General features: G+C 36.7%; 16 protein-coding genes and 1 pseudogene. 1 reads left to right on the top strand and 16 read right to left on the bottom strand.

The features are described 5' to 3' along the window. Positions 1 to 146: 146 nt before the first annotated feature. The gene (gene prpB, locus NSU02_RS09420; RefSeq protein ID WP_066246659.1) at positions 147 to 1,052 is read left to right on the top strand and encodes a methylisocitrate lyase; all 906 of its coding nucleotides are present in this window, start codon (positions 147 to 149) and stop codon (positions 1,050 to 1,052) included. Positions 1,053 to 1,136: 84 nt separating this feature from the next. On the opposite strand, the gene NSU02_RS09415 is transcribed toward prpB, so the two are convergent. The 16 genes and pseudogenes from NSU02_RS09415 to NSU02_RS09340 all read right to left on the bottom strand — a co-directional run bounded on the left by NSU02_RS09415 (position 1,137) and on the right by NSU02_RS09340 (position 21,269). Beyond that, the gene (locus NSU02_RS09415) at positions 1,137 to 2,009 is read right to left on the bottom strand and encodes a hypothetical protein (RefSeq protein ID WP_339195519.1); all 873 of its coding nucleotides are present in this window, start codon (positions 2,007 to 2,009) and stop codon (positions 1,137 to 1,139) included. After that, a complete protein-coding gene (locus tag NSU02_RS09410; RefSeq protein WP_063389561.1) occupies positions 1,981 to 2,556 on the bottom strand; it encodes an RNA polymerase sigma factor in 576 nt (191 codons plus the stop codon). The genes NSU02_RS09415 and NSU02_RS09410 overlap by 29 nt, the downstream gene beginning before the upstream one ends. A gap of 372 nt (positions 2,557 to 2,928) precedes the next feature. Further along, on the bottom strand, positions 2,929 to 3,582 hold the full coding sequence (locus NSU02_RS09405) for an MOSC domain-containing protein (protein ID WP_063389562.1): 654 nt from the start codon (positions 3,580 to 3,582) through the stop codon (positions 2,929 to 2,931). A 262-nt stretch (positions 3,583 to 3,844) separates the two neighbouring features. Then, positions 3,845 to 4,765, bottom strand: coding sequence for a hypothetical protein (locus NSU02_RS09400; RefSeq protein WP_339195517.1), 921 nt, complete (start codon positions 4,763 to 4,765; stop codon positions 3,845 to 3,847). A 202-nt stretch (positions 4,766 to 4,967) separates the two neighbouring features. Next, the gene (locus NSU02_RS09395; RefSeq protein WP_130157264.1) at positions 4,968 to 5,384 is read right to left on the bottom strand and encodes a MarR family transcriptional regulator; all 417 of its coding nucleotides are present in this window, start codon (positions 5,382 to 5,384) and stop codon (positions 4,968 to 4,970) included. 79 nt (positions 5,385 to 5,463) lie between these two features. Next, a complete protein-coding gene (locus NSU02_RS09390; RefSeq protein ID WP_339195514.1) occupies positions 5,464 to 7,146 on the bottom strand; it encodes a DHA2 family efflux MFS transporter permease subunit in 1,683 nt (560 codons plus the stop codon). Positions 7,147 to 7,181: 35 nt separating this feature from the next. Beyond that, positions 7,182 to 7,826: an HlyD family efflux transporter periplasmic adaptor subunit gene (locus NSU02_RS09385; RefSeq protein WP_063389565.1), complete on the bottom strand. Its 645-nt coding sequence runs from the start codon at positions 7,824 to 7,826 to the stop codon at positions 7,182 to 7,184. 426 nt (positions 7,827 to 8,252) lie between these two features. Further along, a pseudogene (locus tag NSU02_RS09380) lies at positions 8,253 to 8,806 on the bottom strand (PP2C family protein-serine/threonine phosphatase). Positions 8,807 to 9,087: 281 nt separating this feature from the next. Beyond that, positions 9,088 to 9,405, bottom strand: coding sequence for an STAS domain-containing protein (locus NSU02_RS09375; protein WP_063389567.1), 318 nt, complete (start codon positions 9,403 to 9,405; stop codon positions 9,088 to 9,090). A gap of 52 nt (positions 9,406 to 9,457) precedes the next feature. Further along, on the bottom strand, positions 9,458 to 11,077 hold the full coding sequence (locus tag NSU02_RS09370) for a methyl-accepting chemotaxis protein (RefSeq protein WP_339195512.1): 1,620 nt from the start codon (positions 11,075 to 11,077) through the stop codon (positions 9,458 to 9,460). A 53-nt stretch (positions 11,078 to 11,130) separates the two neighbouring features. After that, positions 11,131 to 13,230: an HD domain-containing phosphohydrolase gene (locus tag NSU02_RS09365; RefSeq protein ID WP_339195509.1), complete on the bottom strand. Its 2,100-nt coding sequence runs from the start codon at positions 13,228 to 13,230 to the stop codon at positions 11,131 to 11,133. A 135-nt stretch (positions 13,231 to 13,365) separates the two neighbouring features. Next, complete coding sequence (locus NSU02_RS09360) at positions 13,366 to 14,097, bottom strand: LytTR family DNA-binding domain-containing protein (RefSeq protein WP_063389570.1); 732 nt, start codon at positions 14,095 to 14,097, stop codon at positions 13,366 to 13,368. A gap of 602 nt (positions 14,098 to 14,699) precedes the next feature. Then, a complete protein-coding gene (locus NSU02_RS09355; protein WP_063389572.1) occupies positions 14,700 to 15,017 on the bottom strand; it encodes an STAS domain-containing protein in 318 nt (105 codons plus the stop codon). A 99-nt stretch (positions 15,018 to 15,116) separates the two neighbouring features. Beyond that, a complete protein-coding gene (locus NSU02_RS09350) occupies positions 15,117 to 17,156 on the bottom strand; it encodes a FapA family protein (protein WP_117016964.1) in 2,040 nt (679 codons plus the stop codon). 60 nt (positions 17,157 to 17,216) lie between these two features. Beyond that, positions 17,217 to 17,945 (bottom strand): EAL domain-containing protein, encoded by a 729-nt coding sequence (locus NSU02_RS09345; protein ID WP_066246638.1) that lies wholly within the window; start codon positions 17,943 to 17,945, stop codon positions 17,217 to 17,219. A 738-nt stretch (positions 17,946 to 18,683) separates the two neighbouring features. Then, positions 18,684 to 21,269 (bottom strand): PAS domain S-box protein, encoded by a 2,586-nt coding sequence (locus NSU02_RS09340; protein ID WP_339195505.1) that lies wholly within the window; start codon positions 21,267 to 21,269, stop codon positions 18,684 to 18,686. Positions 21,270 to 21,357: the final 88 nt, after the last annotated feature.

The following is a 21,357-nucleotide window of genomic DNA, read 5'->3' as shown; positions in this document are numbered from 1 at the left end:
GTAAGCGAAGCGTGGATACAGGGCGGCACCCTCGAGTAGACTTGACGAGGGCAGCGCTCGTTTAATGAAAAACGCGGCTTGCCTCTAGAAACGTAATTAATGGTTCTGTAAAGCTAAGATGAAATGACAGAAAAGAAGGTGATTCCATGGTTTGGATCGTTGAAAAAGAATCGACACAAGAGGAGTTGGCCGATCGGTTTCGAACGTTAATGAACGCACCGGAAATCCTTCAAATTCCTGGAGCCCATGATGGAATGGCTGCACTTATAGCGAGAAAAGCAGGATTTCAAGCGCTTTATTTGTCAGGCGCCGCCTATACCGCGAGCCAAGGGCTTCCTGACTTGGGCATCGTCTCGTCAGAAGAGGTTGCCCGCCGGGCGCGGGAAATCGTGCGGGCGGCTGATCTGCCGCTTCTCGTTGACATTGATACCGGTTTCGGCGGTGTTTTGAATGCCGCCCGAACAGCTAAAGAAATGGCAGAAGCACGAGTAGCTGCTGTCCAAATCGAAGATCAAGATCTTCCGAAAAAATGCGGACATTTAAACGGCAAAAAGCTTGTGTCTGTAGAGGAGATGATGCAAAAAATTAAAGCTATTAAACAGGCAGCGCCGACTCTTGTCGTTGTTGCCAGAACGGATGCCTATGCAGTTGAAGGAATTGAAAGCGCCATTGAACGCGCCAAAAGATATGTTGAAGCGGGAGCAGACGCTATTTTTCCTGAGGCTCTTTCAACAAAAGAAGACTTTTTAAAGGTGAGCCGGGCAATTTCAGCTCCTCTTCTCGCAAACATGACAGAGTTTGGAAAAACTCCTTACTATACAGCAGAAGAATTTTCGGAACTCGGCTATTCAATGGTGATTTATCCTGTTTCATCTCTTCGCGCCGCCGCTAAAGCGTATGAACGCCTATTCCAAACCATTAAATCGTCTGGAACTCAAAAAAGCGAGCTCGAGAATATGCAAACTCGCAAGGAACTTTATGAAGTGATTCATTACGATGATTTCGAAGCGCTCGACCAAACAATCGCAAAAACAGTATTGCCTGAAGATTAACCATCCACGGGGTTTGCCCCGTGGATGAAAAAGTATTTACTGGAAAAAATAGTTTCTGCTCACATTCCTGATTCATAAAACTTTTTAATCCCACAATCCTTTTTTCGTGTCCTTCCATTCCCATTGCTCCAAAATCGTTGTTGTTCTTGAACCCCATCCTTCCAATGCTTCATTAGCAAACTCTCTCTGTATATAAAAGTACTGTCTGTTATGCTCGCTTAAATAAATCTCGCCCGTTCTCGTCTGCTCTACATTTTCATAATGAAAGGAACGGACACACCAATCAGGTATATTTCTTTTCTCTTCTTCTTCCGCTGATAAAACTTTATAAGAAACATTTCCCAGCAATTCATCTGTAATGTAATTTTCCGCCTCTCCTAAAGATGTCCCTTTTGGAAAAAACATGACATCAACTTCCCCATATTTTTCATTCACCGCTATCAGCTTTGCTCCGATCAAATTTTTTTCTTCAATATATTCTGCCTGCCAACGATCCGGAATATATGTGGTAAAAGGTAGTTGCTTTATGTTTACGAGGTGATACAGCTCCTTTTCTTCCATTCCTTCCAATGAAATTGTCATTTCGATCGATTCAGGTCGGTTGATATCTCCTTTTTCTTCTTCCTTTTCTGCATTTTGAGATTGTTGGGGAGACATTAGTATGCTTTGTTGATCTGAATGCTGGCCGCCTTCTTTCGTCTCATTTGTTTGAAAAGGAGGAAAAATCATTAGAAGGATGCATACAGCTGCTGCGGCCGCAAATGAGAATACAAGCTGAAGCTTGCTAGCGGCTTTTTTCCTTCTCTCTTTATTTCTAGCTAATTCAATTCCGGCTAAAGCTTTTTGAAAACTTTTTTCTTTAAATTCATCTGTCGGTTCTATATAAAAGTGATGAAAAAGCTGTTTTATTGACTCTTCATGCTTTTCGCTATTCGGCGGTACGAGTTGTTTTTTCATGATCATTCACCTCGCTTTTTAAATGGGCTGACAATTTCTTTTTAGCCCTTGTTTGCAGCGATTTAACCGCCATAACCGTTTTCGACATTACCTTGGCTGTTTCTTTTATAGACATTCCTTCAAAAAATCTTAAATAAAGGACCGTCTTTTCATCCGGGGACAATTTTTCCATACTGGCCATGATCTGTTCTCTGAGCGAATATTCCAGAATATTTTGTTCTACTAAATGTTTATCCTGTTTATGCCCTAAGTCCTCGGGGCTTAAATAGACTGTGTTATTTTCTTTTTTATACTTGCGATGGTAATCGATAACAACCCGCCTTCCAATTGTAAACAGCCAAGTTTTAAAGCTTGATCTTCCTTGAAAGTTCGCTAAATGAACCGCCATTTTATACATGACATCTTGAGCAATTTCTTCTGACCGATGATAATCCCCCGTCTGCATATATGCATAGCGGAGCACTTGGCCAATGTAGCGGTCATGAAGCTCACGGAAGGCTGAATCGTCCCCCTCTAAAGCCTTTTGAACCAAATCTTCATCTCGCATGCCGAGGTGCACCTCTCTTTCTCGTACAATCAATTAGACGAAATGCTGGAGAAAAAGTATCGAATCATGCAGATTCTAGTTGCAGAAATAGATTGGAGGAATTCCCATTTTCTCACAAAAAGCAAGAACTCAAATTTTGGAGCTTTTTAGATGGAAAAGTGTTGTAAAATAAGCCAACGATCTGCCCTGCATCAGTGGATCGTTGGCTTATTATATGGGAAGTAGCTGAAATGTAAGACGCTTTCTCCACAGAAGCTCAACCTTTGAAAATAGTAATCTAAAAACAACGATCATTGAAATTTTAATGATCTCTCTTGCATTTCTAATTTATATACAAGCCGATTTTCCAACCCCTTCTTTTGGTAGATGTTCCTAAATGGATTGTAAGCGTTTCATCAATGAATCCCGAAAGCTTTCCGATAGTTCGTCCACACGAAGAATTTGTTCAATTCCTTCTTTATTTGTTTTATCATGAAACATGATTTGATTCGCAAAAGAAACCGTTATGTTTAGCGGATGTTTTTCAATGAGCTGCAAGCTTGATTGTGTCTCCACCCAGCCTTCTTTCAGCACCCGAAAATAAAAACCGGTATAACCAGTATTTTGAACACGAAGCGGCAAGTCATTCACCCTGTGCTTTTTGGCAATCTTATGGCATGGCTGCCGAGGCTGGCTAACTTGCACAACCGCTTCACCTAATTGGAACGTATCCCCGATGCAAACTTCTGTTTCCAACAAGCCTTTTACTGTCAAATTTTCACCAAATGCCACCACATCCAGCTTTCTTTCAAGCTCATGCTCCCAATAGGCATAATGATCATACGGATAAACGCATACCGCTTTATCTCTACCGCCATGATGAACAAGATCTGCCTGACCATCGCCTGAAAAATTAAGAAATGACAAAAAAACCGGTCCATCAACAGGCTGCTTTTGAATTCCAGTGACGAATTCTTTGCCGTTATATATGAAATTTTTCGGTTTTCCTACATTTATAGAAATAATTTCATAAGTTTTTGCTTCCATTTTGATCAACTCCATTAATTCTTTAAGATCTTCCAACTTCGTTTGGGAGCAGCAATAGATTATCGTTAAGCGGCAAGTCTGCAGTTTGTATGATTTTCAAAAAATCATACAGGATAAAAAAATCTATTCCAGTGCTGTAACCTCCTAAAATGGTTAAAAAGCTGAATTGGGAACAACCAAATAAAAACTAGCATAGTTTATAGTGAGCTTTTTTATTGTCTACTAGATAGATGCGCTCTTTTTGAAGAAACTTCCATTTTGTCTATTTTTTATTCATAATAAACTCGTTAATGAGACGCTTCACTTTTTCAGCAGATTGTTGAAATAACTCTTTTTCCTTTTGATCGATTTCCCATTCAAGGATGCTTTGGATGCCTGTATGATTCACTGCTAGAGGTACACCTAAACTAATGCCAGAAACGTCATATTCTCCGTTTAATACCGCAGAACCGATTGCTGTCGACGTTTTTGGTTGAAGCAGCTGATCAATCAGCCTTTCCATACCGACGGCAGACGTCCACCCGGTTGTTCGGTTTATGCCTAGGTCATTGAAGTTTCGAAACCAATTTGTCAGCTTTTCTTTAACTTGAATTTTCTGATCTTCTGATAAAAGCAGCGGCTTATAGTTTACTTTGACTTGGCTGAAAAGCGGAACTTGTGTTTCTCCGTGCTCACCTATAACAGGGCTTGATACTTTATCATTCTCGTGTAGCTTTAGAACTCGGCGAAGCGCCCATTCAAACCTGTAGGAGTCATTCATGGTGTATCCGATTAATTTTTTCTTATCAAATTGAAACGTATGGACTAAATAGTAATTCAGCACATCGACTGGATTGGAAGCGGTGATAATCAAAGCGTTTGGGGCATGTTTTGCGACGGCTTCTCCGATTTGACGAAACAATTGCAAGTTTCCTTCTAAAAACTCATCTCTAGAAGAAATATCGGTTCGGTTTGGGATGCCTGCCGTAATGATGACGATATTAGAGTGCTTTAAATCGTGAAAAGTCCCTTTATAAATCGTTTTGGACGGATAAGCATTTTCCATATCCATTAAATGATTGAGCAGCAGCTTTTCATTTTGATCGATGAGACAAATTTCATCGATCGCTTTTTTCCCTGCTAATTTGAAAGCGATGGCGGCTCCAAGAGTTCCTGCTCCGCCAATGATCGTAATTTTGCACATTTTCTTTTCCCCCTTTGCAGCCGTTAAGATTCCTCTCCACATCAAACAGGCAGCATGACCCGTTTTGACATTGAATACACAAATTTCCCCGTCTTGTCAATGGATCATCTCTGAAAAAGTGCACCGTTTTAAAACAAGCTCGTCTCTTTTTGACTAAAATCACAAAGTCAGGCACTACTGATTTTGAAGACCACGGACGATATTATGGTATTTTCCGCAAAAGTCGAATTAAATCTTGAATTTCTTCTTCTGTAAATGCGTTGAATTTGGAACGCATATATTGAATCAAGTCCTGTTGAACCGCTATGATGGTTTCTTCTCCTTTTTTTGTTAAAGAGATATGGACAATTCGGCGGTCCTTCTTTGATCTATTCCGTTCGATGTAGCCTTTTTCGATTAGCTGATCAGTAATACCTGTGAGGAAACTGGGAGATATATCAGATTCTTGGGAAATGGTAGATAGTTTTTGAGGGCCGTTTTTCAGCAAAAACTTCATAATAAAAAATTCATTTCTTGACAAGCCATATTTTTTCCCCATTGTATAAAAATTTCGCAAATCACGAAAAATCCTTATAAATTCGTTCTCTAATTCCGTCATGGAGGAGGATGTCGGATTCATAATATTACTTTCCCTTCCTTTCACATATATAAAGGGTGTCCTCTGCCGGACATCCCCGTTTCATTCATTATATCTTTGTTTATAACTCTTGGGAAGATGCTTCTGTTTTAACTTTTGCTGCTTCGAACGAGCTTTCCTGGAGCGTTTTCTTTGGTGTTTTTAAGAAAAAGGAAAGAACTAGCGCGATGAATGCCAAAACGGTCGCAATGTAAAATGCATCGTTGATCCCTTCGATGGTTGATTGCTGCAATGCCTGCCCTAAAAGTGCCTGAGCACCAATAGTTTGACCAGCATGTGCAGAAAGTCCGGCTGATTGAGCCATACTGCTGCCAAGTGCTTGCAGCTGATTCATCAACATTGGATCAGTTTTTGACACAAGATTCGTATAATCTGATAAATGATTTGTTGATTGCTGTGTCATAACCGTTACTAATAATGCGGTTCCAATAGATCCAGCCACTTGGCGTATCGTATTCGACATGGCTGTTCCGTGGGAAATCATCTTTAATGGCAGCTGATTCATACCGGCAGTCATGATTGGCATCATGATCAATGACATTCCGAAAGACCGCAGCATATATATTCCTAATAAGGTTGTGTAGGGCGTATCGGCCGTCAGCTGCGTGAATTCATATGTTCCATATGTTGTAATGGCCAAACCGACAATTGCTAATCCTCTTACACCATATCGATCGAAAATTTTTCCTGCTATCGGCCCCATTAATCCCATGATCATTGCTCCTGGAAGCAATAATAAACCCGATTCAATCGGTGTAAAACCGCGAATATTTTGTAAATAAATCGGGAGAAGCAGCATTCCTCCAAATAATGCCATAGTAACAATCGAGTTGATAATTAATGTGAACGTAAAGAGGTTGTACTTAAATACTCTTAGTTCAAGCAGAGGTTTTTCCACATTCAATTGTCTTACGGCAAAGAAAATTAAAAAAACAACTCCGACCATTAAGCTGATGATAACTTCCGCGCTTGACCATCCTTTGCTTCCAGCCTCGCTAAACCCGTATAAAATGCCGCCGAATCCAATACTTGAATAAACAATCCCTTGGATATCAAACGTCGGGCGAGTTAATTCTTTTTCTAAACGGAACCAAATAAAGGCGAAAAAGATATCAATTAAACCGATCAAAGCCATCGCGTAGAACAAAAAATGCCAATCATAATTTTGCACAACCCATCCTGAGAGTGTCGGACCAATTGCAGGAGCCAGAATCATGGCAATCCCCATCGTCCCCATGGCTGTTCCTCTTTTTTCAGGAGGAAAAACAGTCAAAAAAATGTTCATGCCAAGCGGCATTAAAATTCCTGCACCAATCGCCTGAATAATTCTGCCAATCATCACCAATGGAAATGTTGTTGATACGGCACAAACGAGCGATCCAATTGTAAACGAGATCATCGCTGTAATAAACAGCTTGCGAAAACCGAAATTTTCAACTAAAAATGCGCTGATCGGTATTAAAATTCCGTTTGCAAGCATAAAGCCTGTCATCAGCCATTGTGCTGTTGTCGCATTGACATTTAAATCCGTCATCATGACCGGAAGCGCTACATTTAAAATTGTTTGGTTCAAAATCGCAATGAACATTCCAAACATTAAAACGAACAGCACTTTTCCAACCGGCACTTCCTTATCAAGTGCTTCCTCTTTTTTTGTATGCCAGTTTTTCTTTCTGACAAGGAAAACATTCATGACGATCAGCACAATCAGAGTGAAAAACGTATAACTGATGATAAACGGCATGCTTCCACCTCCTTCAGTTTATATGGTTAAATCATTTATTTATGGATGCGTACTTTTGCATTCATTCCCGGCATAATTCCTAGCCCTTTTGCATCCGCAATAGATATTTTCACAGGAATCACCTGTGTTACTTTCGTATAGTTTGCGTCCGCATTTTCACTTGGAAGCAATGAGAAGACGCTAGCTGTTGCTTTTCCGATTTGCTCTACTTTTCCCGAAAGTTTAGACTCGCTGTACCCGTCGATGTAAATATCAACATCTTGACCAACTTTTACATCCCCAATAATGGTTTCTTTAATATTGGCAGTGATCCATAAATGATCGAAATCATATGCATATGCCAAAGGGGTACCAGCTGCCACAAATGAATTTTCTACCGCATTTGTTTGGACAATCGTTCCGGACTGGGGCATTTGAATGCTGACAGGTTCATCCTCCCCAGGTACGGCTAATTTTCCAATGACTTTATCTTTCTGAAATTGTGCTCCAACCTTTCCATCAAATTTTGTCAAGACTCCGGAAGCAGGGGCGGCGATCACTAATTGCTGTCCGTCCACTTTTGCGTAATCTGTTTTAATATAGTTGACCGACTCATTGTAATAATAGAATCCGGCAAAACCTCCTAAAACCAAAACAACGAGAACAACAATATTTAATATGACCAACTTTTTCACATTCATTTTTTATCCCCCTTACAAAAAAAATATTCATTAAATAAATATTTCATTTTGTGAAATATTTATAAACTGCATTATTTATCATATGACAATCGTTTATCCGAGTCAATGTTTTTCGTGTACCGAAATATATATATAAAAATGACCCAGACAGTACAATGGACTGTTTGGGTCATTTTGTCCAAAAAGCATAATCATGTTCCATTCGATTTTTGATAAAAAGCTGCTGAAAACATTCATGAAAGTCCAAGACAAACGAACGAAATCTCAAAAAGAAAACGGTTTAAATAAATCACATTGTAAAAATGCTGCATGAATAGGAAAAGAGCAGCTATGATAAAAGCGATTCCCAGCCCAAGATTTATTTTTCCAACTAGTGTAAAATTTTTTATTTCAATTCCTCCAAACAATCACGTTTTCAAATAAACGTTACATGACAGGCGAATTTAAACTTGAAATATCGACTTTTTGTTTCCCTACTTTTAAGAATACCATAGTCATATCATCTTTTTGCGGAACGCCTTCTGTAAATTTATGAATCGATTCCAGCACTTTTTTTTCAATCTCCCCAGCATTTTTATCCTGATTTTGTTTTAACGTTTCGATCAGCCGTGCCAATGTAAATTGCTCGCCGCGTTTATTCTGCGCCTCAATGATTCCGTCTGTATAAAAGAAAATTGAATCATGTTCAAATAATTGGATCGATTCTTCATGGTAAATTTGATTAGGAAGACCGCCAATCATAATCCCTTTCACTTTTGGAAGCTCATGTACCCGCCTCTTATAAACAGCGGAAGATGATGGCCGGCATTTGCATATGTAAACGTTCCCGACAGCGGATCCCAATCGGCACAGAAAACGGTAACAAAAGATTTTAACTTTCTCAAATCATTGTATAACGCTTTGTTCATTGCAGTCAGCGTCTTTCCGGGGCTTTGCGTGCTTTCAGCGGCTGTCCGAAAGGCGCCGCGCGTTAAGATCATGAGCATCGCAGCAGGAATCCCTTTTCCCATCACATCCCCAATAACGATGCGCACTTTTCCGTTGACAAGCGGATAAAAGTCGTAATAATCCCCGCCAATTAATCGGGCAGGTATAGAATAGCCAAATACCTCTCCCCCTTCGATCGATGGAGCATGCCCGTTCAACAACGTTGTTTGTATCGTCCGTGCCAAGTTTATTTCCCTTTGCAGCATTTGTTCCTTTCTCTTAACATCTTCTATCGTATAGGAAGATTGCTGATACGTTAAAAAGTCTCTTTGCATCAAACAACCTCCCCTTGAATCGATTTTAAAATTTCGTATAATCCAACTGTTTCAAATAAATGGTTTGTGAAATCATTCATACCTTTAAAAACTAATTTAATGTTTTTTTCTTGAGATAAATAAATTAAATCGATGATTTCACCAATTCCGGATGAATCAATGAATTCCAAATAGCTAAAATCAATCGTCAATACTTGAAAATTGCCGATTTCATTAAAATGAGCATGAAACACATGAGCCGTTGAAATATCTAAAACTCCTTTAATGTATAATGTGAGGCTTTGATCTTGAATTTCCTTTTGAACCGTAAGACCCATACATACCCTCCTTAGCAGAAAAACTGAGCAATCATTTTCACCTTTATGTGTTTCATGATTCTTGAACTTTAAATTTATTTATTTTATTTTCTAAATCCTTTGAAAGGTTGTCTAATTGAATAATAATTTCATTCAATTGCTGTATCGCATCAAAAGAAGATAAATTCATTTCCGTAACTTTTTTGACATTTTGTTTCATCAAATCATTCAGTCTTATGAGTTGATGACTTGATTGAATAATAAAATTAGAGACATGATGGAATTCAAAATGATTCGCTTCTTTTAGTTTTTCCAGTTGTTGATTGATATTTTCATAGTTTTGTCGTATTTCTTTCACTTCTAATTCTATTTCGTGAAAAATTTCCCGCGATTCCTTCGTCATGGTTGTTGAAACTTCGTCCATGACATGAAAGTAAGAGTGTACTGTCTCTGATAAAACGTTTGAAACGAGCCTTAATGTTTCAAAATCGTTTTTAATATCGACAATTAATTGGCTGATGCTGTCAGTCATTTCATTTAAATGGGCAGCAATATCACCGAATTCATTTTTCTGATCGACATGAATTTCTTCGGTCAAATCGCCTGCTGCAATTTTATTAATATAACGGTGAATAGTAGGGATCGGTGTTAAATATTTTTTCATAATGACCTGCAAAACGAAAAATATAATGACAAAGGCAGCAACAAATGACAGGACAAACAAAAAAATGATATTATGAAAAAACTTTGTGCCAGCGCTTAAGTCGGTGACAATCGTAATAACCCTGTCATTTGGAATTGGCAGATAATATTTCCGATAGTTTTCCCCCAGTTTCACTGACTCCATTTGATTTTCTTTCAGAACTTTTTGAATATAAAAATGATCTTTTTCATGCTTATATGAATTTTTCCCATATAATATCGGCGCATCTCTTTCCGGTTCAATAATATCTCGATTTTCGCTCCGAAGCAGTACATTGGCATTTATAACCGCAATTTCTTCGATTTCACTTTCTTTAAATTTTAAAATGGAATGAATAAGCGCTTCAGGATCCGAATGCTTCGTTGCATGATAAATTTCAGAATCAAGAATATACGGATTAATCATAAATTCAGTTGTTCCGTCATAATAATAGGCATATTTAAAATATTTGTTTTCCCAGTCTGATTTGGAGATCGGACCAACCCAATAATGTTCTTGATAATAACCTTTCCCTACTGTTACAGGCTTACCTGACATCAGTTGTTGAAAAGCATCATACCAATACCCCCACTCTTTTGTGCTTAAACCAATTTCATTGGGGTCTGAAGATTGGGCAATGATTATATCATCATTTCTTCTTACCAATAAAGAAATATTGTACACATCATATTTATTGCGCAATGCAATTAAATCTTGCTGAGTCACTTCCTCGATCGTTTTCCCGCGCAATTCTTTTGCAATCTCTTTTGAAATTAAGTGCAGCTTTTCGTCAATTAAACGTTCAACCGTTTTTTTGGAATTTTCGCTGATTTCAATCGCGCTTTTTAAAATGTTTGCTGTTCGTAACACATCATTTCTATGAAAATGATCAAATTCTTTCTCCATCTGCCTGACAAAAATAAAGATGAAAATAGAACAAATAATAATCGGAATAAGCGCAATCATTGTAATAATTTGACCAATGATCGTTTTATTCTTTAAGAAATTCATCCGCATTCACTCCGAACGAAAGGATCAAGTACTTGATTGCAAAATGATCTTTATCATAATGGAATGTTTTTTCTTCTCTCTATGAGTCGATCCTTTAAATCTACTTCTAAAATAATCGTCGTTCCTTCTGTACTTGTATATATTGAAATTTTATCCATCATTTTTAACATAATGCTGAAACCGTGCCCAAATGACCGTTTGCTGGAATAACCTTCTAACAATATTGATTTCGGCAGTTCGCTTAATTTGATGCCATTTCCTTTATCTTCTACAATCACTTTTAACCAATCATGGTTCAAATAAACTTTCATTTTTCCTTCAACCGCATGCTTTAATACATTTGTTACAGCTTCAGAAATAGATAAGAGCACATTATATCTTTTCTTTTCTGAAATATGCCGATCTTTTAACAACTGGTCAATAAATGTTCTACATGCCGCAACATCATTTTTTTCAGAAACAGGAAATTCTGCAATTTTCTCACCTTGATTAAAGCTTTTTAATTCTTCCCGTTCAATCAGAGTCAATTTTCCTTGTGTGACGGCGTATAAACAATCACGGTAAATTGTACGTATCCTCAATTCTTGTTTTCTCTCATATTCTCGTAAATGACTTACATCAAACAATAGACATAATATTTTCTTTTCCAAACAGATCCAATGAACGTTATACATTTTCCGACTTGGAACATCTTCAATAAATTCATGTGCATATCCATTTTGAATAGGATGATTCGTAATCAGGCTTTTGATTTGTTGTTCACAAGGAATCTGAACTTTTTCGCCATTTATATGATAGAAGCTGCCATTTTGATAAAATACAGCTTGTACAACAGCAAAATCTTTCAGAAGCTTCGAGCCTTTATATTTTATATCGTGAAAGTGCTGCTGATTTTGAGCCTGAATCAATCCCGGATGATGATCTTTGCCTGCCTTTTTGAAATCAGCTATTTTTAAAACAATTTCTACTAATTTTGGATCAAGTTTTGTATTCTTTAAATTTTGAAAAGCTTTCTTTTGATTGATAATTCCAGCAGAATGCATCAATTTGTCATACTCATTTGCCGCAGCAATAATGCGGGCTCCCAATGGAATTTCTTCTCCTTTTTTTCCATCCGGATAGCCTTTTCCATCCCATTGTTCGTGATGAAAACGGACATACTGGGCAGCTTTTTCGATTCCCGATATTGCTGAAACCATCTTTGCCCCTAACTCGGAATGTTGTTTATAAAGCTTTTCTTCTTCAAGCGTAAGAGCCCCTCGCTTCTGAAAAATTTCATGCTCCATTTGTATTTTTCCAATATCATGCAACAAGGCAGCGTAATGAACAGCATCAACATGTTTGGGGCTTAACTTTAACTCTTCTGCGATGCGGCGTGCTAAATCTCCTACTCTTTTAGAATGCCCCTTCGGCAAATGAACTTTTTGTTCCATATACTGTGTAATATTTTCTAAGGTCGTCAAATGGTTTTTTCTATGACGAACTAGTACTTGAGCAATGGATCGAGCGAATAGAAAAACAGCGACGGCAAAGATCGTTTCAAACCAAAATGGAAAAGGCTGTTGATCGTAATCAATAGCAGCAAGCCGAAATCCTAAAATAAATGTCACAGCAAATGCTAGCAATGTATCATTCATCTCTGTTTTCAAAACATCCGAAAAATTTTGAGAGAAAACGAGACTCTTATAGATCATTGTAATGGCAAAAAAGATGAAAAAATATATAAACGTTGTGCATGCAAATGCGAAAACGGAGGTTATATATGTAAAAACGCCGAGTTTGCCAAAAAAATACTCAAATACAAATCCTGATAAAAAAACAGCAACCGCACATTGACTAGCCTGAAATAACCAAGAAATAAAGCTTAATTTGCTATTGTAAAATAAGAATAAAGAAGCGATGAAAACAACAATCACAGCTTCCGAAATTCCCATTTGAACAAGAACCACAATGTTAAAAATGCTTGAACAAGAAAGCTTCTTACCATTGCGGAGTTCGATAGGAAATATTTCTAATATCCCTGCAAGAATCGCTATTAAAATGGCAAATGGTATATGAGTTTTCTCTAAACTCCATAATTGTATTAGAATAATGGGCAGGCCAAAGCCGATGACAATAAGCATGAACCCTTTTTCTTTCAACAAGATCGGCATGTATGATACACCTTTCTTTTAAAAACTCGGGTCAGACATATTTTACGAATTGAATGAAAAATCCCCGAATAATTTTTAAAGCTTTTTCAATATAAAAAAGAAAAAATCCATTTTAGAACTTCTCCCTTGCAAATATCATGCCCTTAACAATCCGTGCACCTCTTGTATTTTCAATTTCGAAATGTAGGCAACTTTATCGCTTCCAGAAAAATGGGCGGCATACGTTTCGCCTTGTGGTTCAATTTTTATGATCTTTTTCAAATTAACAATATAGGAACGATGAGTTTTATAGAAATTACAAGGCAATTTCCCTTCTATTTCTTGCAGGGATTCGTTTGTTTCGTGTTGATGTTCTGCAGTATGAAACACCGTTTTTCTTCCGTTCTTCTCAATAAAAAGGATGTCGTCCGATGAGATGTAATGAAAGGTTTGATTCGATTTAATCGAAAGCTTTTTAATCTCTTTAAATGGATGCTTGTTTAATAATTTTTTCTCTATTTCAATCGCTTTTTTCGCCTTTTCAAGCGCCGTAAATAATCGAGTCCGTTCAATTGGCTTTACGATATAATCTGTAGCAGACAGATTAAATGCCTCAACAGCAAATTCATCATACCCAGTTGTAAAGATGACTTGCAAGGACGGATGGATTTCTTTACATATTTTCATAGCTTCCATTCCGTTAATTTTCGGCATATCGACATCAACTAAAACAATATCAGGAATTTTCTTCATAAATCGTTGAATTAATTCTTCTCCGTCAGCTGCCTCACAGACGATTTCATATTGGGGGAACAATTGAATAAAATGGGATAAAATCAGTCTTGAAGGGTGATCATCATCTGCAATAATCAGTTTGTATTTCTCCATAAATCTCCACCTCGTTGCTCTAGTTTGCGTGCCGTCTTTTTGAGTTTATTGTGTATTCTGCATGGATGATGATGTTCCTTTTCAAAAGGAAAGCATGAATTGCGGATGAAACCGGCATCTTTCCTTGTTGGATGTCTCCATGATGCAGACAGCGTCTTCGATGTTTATCCAAGTACATAAAATGCTGAAAAGCCGTTTTGCTTTATGAATTTCACATAAATATTTTCATAAATTAAGTTTTTCATTATAATCAAATTTTGTCGCCGAAAAGATGCTTGCAAGCTGCGAAAAAGTTGAAATGCGTCGATTTCTGCAAGGATCGTTCTGCAATTCAAATCTTTTCCCGATATAAAACCGCCGGGATGCCAATTTGAAATAAAAATTATTTTAACAGAAACATTATAGAAAAAATTTGATTTTTCCCCGGGCTCCCAACTCAGTCTTCAACAATCTGTAACATACATAAAATGCTAATATTAGTATTTTTTTACATATCAAAAGGTAGAAATCGGCTGTTTTGCTGATTTCTACCAATACTGCATCGTCTACATGATGTTTTCTGCTTCTAAAATAGCGCTCATCCCACTTCATTATCGTAATACCTATACAAATACATTTTCTCCTAAAATTTTATCTAATTGGAGCATATCAAATACATCTTTCACTAAAGGTTGAACGTTTTTTATTTTCACTTGAACATCCAACCCATTCTTTTTGACTGTCTCGATTAAATTTAATAGCAGTCCAATCCCGGTGGAATCAACGAAAGGAACTTCTTGAAAATCAAACTCAATATTTGTATAGGTTTGCAGAGCCGGAATAATTTCTGTTTCCATTAATTCCGCGACTTCAATATCTAAATCTCCGACAAACCGGACGTATGCTTTTTCGTTCAATTGATCGAGGCTATAAGAAAACATACAAAAATTCTTCCTTTCTAAATCATGCCTGTTCGTTTTGCTGAAAAATCTTTTTATAAACGGCACGTCCTTTTTCAAACGTCAACTGTTTTTATGTCGCTAAAATACAAGATTTCCATTTTTATCTAATTTCGCTATTATGTTTCTTTTCCCTTCATGAAACACATGCTTCATTTTTCCTATTTCGATGATTGTCCCTTCATTGGCATGATCAATGATAATTTTTCCATTGCTTGGCACGCTGATTTTTGTCATAACCCCGCTTTCCGAACCGCTCTCTCTCACCATGACCTCTTTTTCGGAAAATATTTCCCCGCCTCTGAGGACATTTTTTATGGCGATCGTTCCACCAGCATACACTTTGCTGTTAAAACAGCCTTGTCCAGTTATAAAAATGTCCCCTCGGGAATAAATGGTGCTATTTTGAGCATACTTTAGTTTGACAAAACAGTGATCATCCTGTTCATTTTTTTGCCGCTCTAACAGTTCAGTTATTTTTTGCATGAGCTGATTGATTTTTTCGATCGTATGGTATTCATTTACAGCAGGTGAAAGGAAACATAGTCTTAACTGTTCGCTAATTGTTAGCCATTCCAGCTCTAAAATATGACTCCCATTATTGCAGGTCGCAATATATTGCTTTACAAGCGTAAGCAAATTATTGAACTTTTTTTCAAGCAAAATTTTTATTAACGGCTGTAATCCTTTTGATGAATAGTCTGACATTTTATATGCAGGGAGCTTAATGACTTGATAAATGGATTTGATCAATTGATCCATTTGTTCTTGAATGCTTGTTAATAATCGAATGAGCTCGGATGAATAAATATTTTGTTTTCCTGCTGAGATTGTGCTTTTAATAAAGCTTCCATGAACGGCAATGGCATTTTTCGATGAAATTGTAGCTCCATATACATTTTTTTGAATCAAAATGTTTCCATCCGCCTCTACAACCATTCCCTCTTCCACATTGCCAAGAACGTCCAGATCACCCTTAAAACGAATGTTTCCTGATAATAAATTCACATCATGAGAATGTACAAGTTTTGGCAATATAGATACTCTGACGATTAATCCCCTTTGTTCAATGAGAGGACGCCCCGTTTCTGTAGCTAAAATTTTTTTACCTTGCTCGATAAGAGCGATTCCCTTTCCCGGCTGAATCGTAAGCGGATATGTCGGTTTAGGTGGTAAAGGTTCGTTCGTAACCGTAATCCCAGGTATTCCAGGGACAGGAGGATGTACAATAGCAATGACCTGTCCTTTTTCAACTGAAGGGAACTCCTGTTTTTCACGAAAATCGACGGTTCCGTCTTCTTTTTCTTTCACTTTTGCTCCTTTATTTAAATCAACGAGAAGCTCGATTTTTCCATTTTCCCCTTCTTTCGGTTTCATGCCAGATGCAATTGTAAATTTTCCTGGCCGGTCCGTATGAATTGCTTTAATAATCTCATTATGGTTAAATCCATGAATAACTCGCAGCTCTTCTAGTTTTTTTAAAATTTGATTGTAATCAACTGCTGGAATCGTTTCAACAATTTCTTCTCCTTCTAATACAATATGCTCACTAGGTTCGATATCTTTCACTTTATACGTTTTTCGATACCCTGGTTCTATTTGTAAAAAAACATGCAGCTTGTCAGAGTCGATCGTAATATCCCATTTACCTTCCGTTACAACTTCATCCGTTTGAATTTTATACTCATCCATTTCTGTTACGATGGTTGTTCCGGTAATGAGTTGACCATTTTTATACAACTTTATTCCTTTTCCAACAGTAACGGTCGGGTATTTATTTGAAGCTGGCTGGCAATATAATTTTCCATCTTTTATCCACACTTTACCTTCTAATGAATTTTCTTTTATTGGTTCAGAGCTTGCAAATGATTCGATTTCTAACGAATCAATGATCTGTTCTAAGGGATCCTGTTTTATAGAGCTTTGCTTAGAAGATGTTTCCTGATCATCCAGCTTTGTTAATCTGACGATCGCCTGTTTAGAACCAATTTTCCAAAATCCTTTGCCGCCTTTTTCGATGATTTCAATCGAAACTTTCTCCTTATCAGTCCCTAAAATACTCAAACCTAGTTCGATCGCTTCCTGTATGTTTTTTCCTTTCGCTAAAACTGACTGATTCATTTGCATCTACCTCTCCATATAAAATTCAGGAGAAACATGTTCATTCATCTGTCGGAGTGCTTATCGAAAAATATCTTCAATGGTGTGGACGGCTGATTTTTCTGGTTTTCCTAATAAATTTCCTTGGCCAACAGGAACTTTTAACAATTTTGCCTTAGCTAAGTCCATCTCCTTTTCGATTCCTTCCAAGATAATAGTGATTTGTTGTTTTGCATATTGCACTAAAAGCGAGACAATGTGCTGTTTTTCTTTAGAACGATATAATTCTTTAGTAAAATGCCGATCAAGTTTAATATAGCTTGCTGAAAAATCAACAATTTGTTGTAACACAGCCGTTCCATTTCCAACGCCATATAATGCTACATCAAAACCGTTTTTCTTTAACATGTTTATTTTATCTTTTAAATCTGGCAAGTCCCATATATGCTTTTCACTTGGTGTATGATTTATTTGAAATACAACTTTTTCTTGTATTTGAGGATATTGTTTCAATAACCGCTCGACAAATTTTTCGAATTGATGATGAATGAGTGTGGAAGGGAAAAGATTGACGAATATTAATGAATCATCCAAACGTTCAATCGGAAAACACGTAATCGCATTTAATATCGCCTTTATGTTCAGTTCATAAAGACATCCTTTTCCCCGTGCCAGTTCATATATTTTTTCTATGTCCATTTGGCCATCTGGAAAGGTTAAAAATGCCTCATATCCAAATACATTCCAATTATTTAAATCCCAAATCGGTTGATAAACTGATTCCATTTTATTGGCTGCACTGTTTCTCATCTTTTCCCTCCCTTGCCATGTTTTATGATATTTTTGTTCTATGTTCAATGTAACTGTATTCCAACTTATTGTCTAACCAGCCTCCAGCATGAGAGGAACGTATTTTGACTTAAGAAAAATGATAGAGGACAGAATATGTCAAAAATCCGACATTTTACGACTTTTTTATTCAAACTTACAAATATTGCCCAAATAGTTCTTTTGAACTAAAAACAATAGCAAAAAAGACCTATGACTAAATAATCATACTAAAATTATTTCATTTTCTTTAGCAGAAGTTTGAATCCAGAAGGAAAAGCTTCAGAATCGTCATTGTCTTGTATTCATGATTTTGTAACTAGGAAATTGTATTTATGAAAAAAAAGAAGCTGCTATGATTAGCAAGCCTCCTGTTTAAGTATGAAATTCTTCTGCTTTTATCGACATTGCCGGCAAGTTTGACGTGTTCGTCTAATAAAGTTTTTTATAATTCTCATTCCCTGTATTTCCACAAGATGGTATCTTTTGCTTAAGAAAAGGTTTTCATTATCACTGGAATGAAAAAAGCTTTGATTTTCATCAAACCTTTTACTTTTGCATATTGAATATTGCAAAACACTTTGTAACAAGGCAACTGAACGGTCAGTCATTAAATTCCAACATTAAACGGAACTCTTTTAACCTATTTGAACAAAATAACATTTTTCCCATAACTCATGCGGCATTTTCCGTAAACATAGAAAACAGTTTATATATATATTAATGGTGCTGCCTGTGTTCTAGATCTTTCTTAACAGCCTGATTCGTTTCTCGATTCAACATAGGCAGTTTAATCCAAAAGTCACTTCCTTCTCCTATTTTGCTAACAACCCCAAATTCCCCGTTCATCAGCTCTATCAGTTGCTTTACAAGTGAAAGTCCGAGACCGGTTCCTTCAACTTGCACATGTTGAATACGATAAAAAGGTTCATATATTTTTTTCAATTCTTCTTCGCATATCCCGATTCCGGTATCAATTATGTGAATAACTAGAAATCCGTTTTGACATTTACAGGTTATATGGACCTGTCCACCTTCAACATTATATTTAATCGCGTTATCTAACAAATTTAAAATGACTTGTTTTAATCTTAACGAGTCAATGTGGATCATTTGATCCACACACTGATCAATGCTTTTGATGATTTTGATCCTTTTTTTGTTTGCCGCAGGCTTCATCAATGCTATACATTCACATATGACCGAATCAATTTGTACTTCGTCATTTGAAATTTTTATTTTTCCTGTTTCAATTCTGGAAAGATCTAAAATTTCATTAATCAAATTTAATAAATGGCGGCCTCCTTTTAAAATTTCTTCCACAAATGCTTGCTGCTGCTCCGTTAGCGATTTATCTAGTTCCAACAAATGAGAAAAACCAAGGATTCCATTTAACGGCGTTCTTAATTCATGACTCATTTTCGATAAAAATTCCGATTTCGCCATATTGGCTTTGACGGCTTCTTCTTTCGCCTGAATAATGCTGTTTTCCATCTTCTTTTGTTCTGTTATGTCTTCAAACGTCCATAAATGGCCTTTCAGTTTCCCGTCCATATAAAAGGGAAAATAACTTCTTTTCAAGATTTTACCATTTTTGGTGTTCACTTCATCAGAGAAATGCTTATAGGGCGTGAAAATCTTTGATACTTCCCCTGTGTTCTCTTCAACCTTTCGGCCAACGGCTGGAAAATAATTTGTGATGTTTTTCCCAATCAGCTGTTTTATTGGCTCATTGATTTGAAAAATCTTCAAAATCGTCTTATTTAAGGCGATAATCTTCATTTCTTGATCAATCACAACAATTCCGATTGGCAGATTGTCAATAATCGTCCGTCTTAGTGCATTCGACTCATTTAATTTCATTTCCTGCTCTTTTCTGACGGTTATGTCTACACAAGAACCGATGACTTCAACAACTTTTCCATTTTCTATAACCGGACTTAACACAGCCAAGTAATCATATCCGTTCAGCTTTCCCTCAAAATGGACAATCTCGCCATTCCAGGCTTTCTGATAAGCTCGAAGCTGCCCTTCAGCGACTTCTTTCGGCAAAAAATCCCGCAAATCCTTTCCAATAATCTCATGGGGAGAATAGCCAAGTTTATAGAGCAATTCCCCTGCACATAACGTATGGATAAACTGATCGTTTATTTTGACGAACTTAAATGTCATTCCTTGCTGGCGTTCTAATGTATTCATTAAATCTTTCTGCATTTTTCGAAGTCGTTTTTGATATTGTTTTAATTCTTTCATATCTTTGGCGATGACGAAAAAACCTTCATTTTTTCCTTCAACGATCATAGGGACAAACGTTAAAAGTAAAGGAATCCATTCACCTTTACTATTTTTAAACGAAACTTCCATTTCATTTTCGTTATGCTCCAACAAACGATTCATTTTCTGTTTTACCCTTTCGGCATCGTCTTGAGGCAAAAACGAAAAAATCGATTGATGAATCATTTGTTCTTTTTTTGCTTTTAAGATTTCTAATCCTTTAGGATTTATATTCGTAATCATTCCGTCGATATTAATGATGAAAACGATATACGGATTATACGAAATCAATGACTCGTAATATAGATTTGTTGTTTCAAACTTTCTTTCTAGCTTGTTTTTTTCTTTTTGAACAAATGCAAAAATCATAAAAATCATGATGATTGAAAGGAGAAGTTGATTTGCCAGCAATGTAGAAACCGAATAAATCTGCTCATATATGAATAATCCAGCTTTTTTTATTTCATTCATTACCGTGTATTGAAAAATGAAAATACCCAATCCCAAAACAATTGAAGGTATTATGATCGCTTTCATTTGAAGCTTTTGAGATCGCTTATTGTGATGGAAAAAGGCAATCACTGCTCCCGCTAAAACAAAAGCGATTAAGTTAGAAAGAACGGAATAAAATCCGTCATATTCATTCCCTTTCAATGATTTTATACCAATATAATATATTACAAAAATACTTAAACCCACTACAATCGAAATCGCCGCTGCATTAGAAACATTTTTTTGTTTATCTTTCATGGAAAAAGCAGCGAATGATGCAATGATCCCTAGCAAAAAAGATAATAACGTATAGACGGTGTAATACGTTGCAATCAAATATAAATCATCACCGAGCATGTCAATAAATTGCATCGACCAAATTCCTAACCCTACCCATATCGTTCCTAACATTATGTATAACCACTTATCCTTTTCGGTAGACACCTGTATGTTCTGAATCATGTGAACAGAAAAAAAAGAAGCAATGATTGCCATGACGACAGATGAAATCACTAACTCCCAATTAAACAAAGCTTCCATGTTTCACACACCTTATCTTATTTGCTTACATCATAAACAAATAAAGAAGGTTAGACAATTATTTTTACTCTGTGGAACCATTTTGAAC

The organism is Aeribacillus sp. FSL W8-0870 (genome assembly GCF_037963755.1).
In the GTDB taxonomy this organism is placed as follows: domain Bacteria; phylum Bacillota; class Bacilli; order Bacillales; family Aeribacillaceae; genus Aeribacillus; species Aeribacillus composti.
The sequence above is the reverse complement of the archived record's forward strand: the minus strand, read 5'-3'. Positions and strand labels throughout refer to the sequence as shown.